At 70.3% G+C, this 590-nt stretch carries 1 protein-coding gene; it reads right to left on the bottom strand.

Annotated features, from left to right (window positions below):
- Positions 1-89: 89 nt before the first annotated feature.
- Positions 90-590: exodeoxyribonuclease III (locus AC1DYG_RS18920; protein ID WP_477641410.1), on the bottom strand; the 501-nt coding region annotated here is incomplete at its 5' end.

Here is a 590-nt window from a genome sequence, read left to right as displayed (position 1 = left end):
GCCTTGGCCGGTGAAGACGAAGGTCGCGACAGCGACGAGGACCGCCAGCAGCACCCCGACGACGACGCGGGAGCGGGTCCCGAGCCGGCTCACCGGTACTGGACCGTGACCGGCGCGTGGTCGGACCAGCGCTGGTCGTAGGCCGCGGCCCGCTCGACGACGGCCTCCTTGGCCAGCTCCGCGAGCGCGGGGGTGCACACCTGGTAGTCGATGCGCCAGCCGGAGTCGTTGTCGAAGGCCTTGCCGCGGTAGGACCACCACGTGTACGGCCCGTCCACGTCCGGGTGCAGCCCGCGCATCACGTCCACCCAGCCGAACTCGCCGAACACCGAACCCATCCAGTCCCGCTCGTGCGGGAGGAACCCGGAGTTCTTCTTGTTGCCCTTGTGGTTCTTCAGGTCCCGTTCGGTGTGCGCGATGTTCCAGTCGCCACACACCGCGACGTGCCTGCCGTCCCGCTCCGCCTGGGCTGCCGTCGCGGCGAGGTGCGCGCCGAACGAGTCGAGGAAGCGCTCCTTCTCCTCCTGGCGCGGCGTCTGCGCCTCACCCGACGGCAGGTAGAGGCTGGCGACGGTCAGGTCGTCGAAGTC

The sequence above is a fragment of the Pedococcus sp. P1_H8 genome, from assembly GCF_056405175.1.
The sequence above is the reverse complement of the archived record's forward strand: the minus strand, read 5'-3'. Positions and strand labels throughout refer to the sequence as shown.